The 3,171-nt window shown below is 56.3% G+C and carries 6 protein-coding genes; 5 read left to right on the top strand and 1 reads right to left on the bottom strand.

The features are described from left to right. The 4 genes from GOB86_RS15125 to crcB form a co-directional block, all read left to right on the top strand. On the top strand, nt 1-331 hold a 331-nt coding region (locus GOB86_RS15125), incomplete at its 5' end, for a chloride channel protein (protein ID WP_194301216.1). Nucleotides 332-334: 3 nt separating this feature from the next. Next, nucleotides 335-727 carry a hypothetical protein gene (locus tag GOB86_RS15120; RefSeq protein ID WP_061490417.1) on the top strand — a complete coding sequence of 131 codons (393 nt, stop codon included), beginning with the start codon at nt 335-337 and terminating at the stop codon, nt 725-727. A gap of 39 nt (nt 728-766) precedes the next feature. Then, nucleotides 767-1,585 carry a universal stress protein gene (locus tag GOB86_RS15115; protein WP_061490416.1) on the top strand — a complete coding sequence of 273 codons (819 nt, stop codon included), beginning with the start codon at nt 767-769 and terminating at the stop codon, nt 1,583-1,585. Between the two features lie 24 nt (nt 1,586-1,609). Continuing rightward, nucleotides 1,610-2,023 carry a fluoride efflux transporter CrcB gene (gene crcB / locus GOB86_RS15110; RefSeq protein ID WP_061490415.1) on the top strand — a complete coding sequence of 138 codons (414 nt, stop codon included), beginning with the start codon at nt 1,610-1,612 and terminating at the stop codon, nt 2,021-2,023. Nucleotides 2,024-2,334: 311 nt separating this feature from the next. Here crcB and GOB86_RS15105 read toward each other — a convergent pair whose 3' ends face one another. Beyond that, complete coding sequence (locus GOB86_RS15105) at nt 2,335-3,018, bottom strand: SDR family NAD(P)-dependent oxidoreductase (RefSeq protein ID WP_165993472.1); 684 nt, start codon at nt 3,016-3,018, stop codon at nt 2,335-2,337. A gap of 56 nt (nt 3,019-3,074) precedes the next feature. Here GOB86_RS15105 and GOB86_RS15100 point away from each other — a divergent pair. Then, nucleotides 3,075-3,171: transposase (locus GOB86_RS15100; RefSeq protein WP_139018880.1), on the top strand; the 97-nt coding region annotated here is incomplete at its 3' end.

Genomic DNA, 3,171 nt, shown 5'->3' with positions numbered 1-3,171 from the left:
TCTCGGCGTGCCGACCGATCTTCTCGCGGCAGTCGGGTTTGTGGCTGTTTTTGCGGGGGCGGCCAATACCCCTCTGGCCTGTACCTTCATGGGGGTCGAGCTGTTTGGCGCTACGGACGTCATCTACATCGCGACGGGCTGCTTCATTGCCTATCTCTGCTCCGGTCATTCCGGGATTTACCTGTCCCAGCGCATCGGTGTTCCAAAAGCCGCACATCCTCACATTACGGCGGGCATGGCGCTCCGGCAGGCCCGTGGCTTCATCGGGCGGCGGGTCCGGAAAACCGGCACCCAGACCTCCTCTGACCCAGCAACACAAACCGGAAAATAAGCCATGCACGAGACGCCCACCCTACTGACAGAACCTGCCGGTATTCTCCGGATTTTCATGACGTCCGCATCACGGGCGCAAAGCCGACAACAGAAACCTTTTACCCGCCTGTTCCAGCGCCGTCCTCTCTATCGTGACATCGTCCATGCGGCCCGTGCAGCAGGCTTCACCTGCTCGAATGCCCCCTTTGCACATTACGGCTTCTGGAGAAGTGGGGAAATCCAGCAGACACTGGGGGAAATCCCCAATACGCTTCTGTCGGTCTATGTCGATATTCTGGGCGACCATGAGCAGCTTCAGGCATTCTGCCTCTCCCACGAGGCACTGCTGAGAGATACGTCGCTTTATTTCAAACCCGCCGAATCCTGGCATTTCGCCACACAGTCAACGCCCTGACAGAGAGCAGCGCGACACCATCATTTCAGGAGGAAGACCATGCGCATTCTTGCCATCCTCGATCGCATCGAAACCGCGACCTATACCCTTGAAACTGCCGGGGAACTGGCCGCACGCCTTGGCCACCCACCGATCAGGGTTCTCCACCCTGAACTTCAGGACGATCCCGATTATCAGACGCCAGATGAAGGAATGCCCAGCCCCGAAGAAGAAAAACGTTTTGCGCAGGAAGTCTCCGCAAAAGCGGATGCCCTGCGCGACATCTTCCAGAAGTGGAAAGCCGGGTTGATCGACCAGCAGGCCACCGAATGGATCGAAATCGCAGGGGATATCCGCAAAACCGTCGCGCGTGAGGCCATGAATGCTGATATGACCGTTCTCAGCCGTCCACGTTCGTCAGACCCCGAGGCGGTCTCACAGGCGTTCAGCGGGGCGTTATATGACGCGGGTGCCACGGTGATTGTGGCGTCACTTCAGCATCATGAGACCGTCGGAGCACATCCAGTGATCGCCTGGCATCCGTCCTCAGCCCTTGAGCGGGCCATGGCCGCTGCTCAGCCCTTTCTGGAGCGGGCGTCCCATGTCAGCATTGTAATTGGCGAGGACCGCGCAAACGAGGTAGCGGAACCGCCCATCGCGGAAGAACTCCGGCAAAAAGGCGTTACCGTTGCGATTGATCGCTTTGTCATTGCCTCATCCGATGTGGGGGAAGAAATCCGACAGCATGCCCTGAAGGCAGGTGGTGATCTTCTGGTTATGGGCGCTTATAGCCGCCCGCATTTCATCGAGTGGCTGTTTGGCGGCCCGACGCAGGATATCCTCTCACACGCCACGCTTCCGATCCTGACCCATCATTGACCGCAGATAACAGGAAAGAGGCTTATGCTGCCGAATATTTTTCCGGCACTCCTGATCGAATTGGGGGGGGGCACTGGCACATTGCTACGCTACTGGGTCGGTCTGGCCACCGCACGCTGGAGCCACACCTTTCCGTGGGGTACGATCCTGATCAACTTCACCGGCTCGTTCGCCATAGCCCTGTTTGCAGCCCTGACGGCGGCAGGTGGTCGCATGCATGTTTCCGACACGGCACGTCTGGTTTTTATGGTCGGGATCTGCGGTGGTTACACCACCTTCTCGTCATTCAGTCTTCAGACCTTTGATCTGCTTCAGAACGGCCATCCCGGCAGGGCCTGCCTGAATGTCGGGATTTCTCTTGTGCTCGGCACAATCGCAGTCTTTCTCGGATTCATGCTCGCCCAGATCGTCAATCATACCAGTCATGGAATTAGATGATCGGAAAGAATAATGTCATGTCAGAAGGACGCAGCAGAAAATTCGCTCATTCCTCTTAGTTGAATAAGACAGGCTTCCACACAAGCCCGTAGCATTGCGCTACTTTGTCATAATATTTCTATTAGCGTCTGCTTTTCGGGTGATCGTTTAACATGGCTTGTGTCCGAAATGAGGCGTAAGCAGAAGGTCCGCTTAGCGCGGCGTAAGCAGACAGGCGGCAATCGCCTCATACCGGTCATCCGCTCGGTCGTAGCTTGTTCCGCAAAGCAGACGTTGCCATGACGAGTAGGGAGAAAGCGGAAATGATCTGGTCAGGCGGGAAGGATTACGCTTTTCCCCCCGTCTGCCATTGTGATCGATCCGACCATGAAGCTGGCTTCGTCAGATGCGAGAAAGGCGATTACCTTCGCGATTTCCTCTGGTTGAGCAGCTCGTCCGATGAGGGCGTGTTTGCCATAGTCCGCAAGGGCCGATGGGCCGTCTGCATGAATATGATTGAGAATATTGGTCACGGTATCTCCCGCGCCCACTGCATTCACTCGGATCCCATGATCAATGGCTTCCACTGCGAGTGTCCGGGTGAACTGGGCAAGGGCACCCTTCGATGCGGCATACGCTGCGATTGATGGAAAGGTCTGAAAGCAGGCATAGGACCCGACATTGACGATAGCTCCGTTACCGTTCGGGATCATCGCACGCATCGCCTCACGTGAGTGCAAGAATACACCCCGAATATTTACGGCGAAGATACGGTCCCAGTCCTCAAGAGTCATGTCTACTACAAGCTTGTTAATGATAATGCCTGCGTTATTAACGAGAATATCCAGCCGACCGAACTGCTCGACCGCCGTTGCCACGGCCAGTCGGGCCGCGCCTTCTTCTGCTACGTCTCCGACGAGTGGAAAGATGCCAGGCCGAGCAAGGGCGCTGATACCGGGATCACGGTCTTCCGCAATAACCGATGCGCCACGCGCATGAAGTGGTAATCCCCCCATAAAAAGAGTGACTTTTGAATGAGAATTTTCTCAGCGTAAGAGTTGAGGAGATTCTGATGAAGAGTGATCGCTTTACTGACGCCCAGATCATGGGTGTGATCCGCCAGGCTGAGGGCGGTGTCCCGGTTCCTGACCTGTGCCGGGAGCATGGGA

Origin of the sequence: Acetobacter lambici, from assembly GCF_011516885.1 — a bacterium.
In the GTDB taxonomy this organism is placed as follows: Bacteria; Pseudomonadota; Alphaproteobacteria; order Acetobacterales; family Acetobacteraceae; genus Acetobacter; species Acetobacter lambici.
The sequence above is the reverse complement of the archived record's forward strand: the minus strand, read 5'-3'. Positions and strand labels throughout refer to the sequence as shown.

What these genes read in the sequence shown, in the direction of transcription:
- GOB86_RS15115 (WP_061490416.1), top strand. Translation starts at nt 767, where the DNA reads ATGCGCATTCTTGCCATCCTCGATCGCATCGAAACCGCGACCTATACC.
- GOB86_RS15120 (WP_061490417.1), top strand. Translation starts at nt 335, where the DNA reads ATGCACGAGACGCCCACCCTACTGACAGAACCTGCCGGTATTCTCCGG.
- GOB86_RS15105 (WP_165993472.1), bottom strand. Translation starts at nt 3,018, where the DNA reads ATGGGGGGATTACCACTTCATGCGCGTGGCGCATCGGTTATTGCGGAA.
- crcB (WP_061490415.1), top strand. Translation starts at nt 1,610, where the DNA reads ATGCTGCCGAATATTTTTCCGGCACTCCTGATCGAATTGGGGGGGGGC.